1 pseudogene is annotated in these 246 nt (G+C 54.9%); it reads left to right on the top strand.

Annotated features, from left to right (window positions below):
* Positions 1-230 (top strand): annotated as a pseudogene (locus tag O2S87_RS19415) (IS1595 family transposase); the annotation flags it as partial.
* Positions 231-246 lie beyond the last annotated feature (16 nt).

The raw sequence follows: 246 nt of genomic DNA, 5'->3' as shown, positions 1-246 counted from the left end.
AGAAGGTCGTTCCACACTCCGAAGAGTTTGTCACTGATGAGGGCGTCCATGTCAACCAAGTCGAATGCCTCTGGTCACTGGTGAATCCCTGGCTGCAGAAGTTCCGCGGTCTCTCGAAGCCCGGACTTGAACAGTCCGTCCGAACCTACGGGTTCGTACGGACGCTAAACCTCGCCAGAGTACCGTTGAGCGGGCTTATTGACTGCTTTGCAGTGAACGTGTTTCGCTGAGTTATGCAAGAGCCTC

The organism is Halohasta sp. A2 (assembly GCF_056175805.1).
This window is presented reverse-complemented; position numbering and strand designations above follow the sequence as displayed.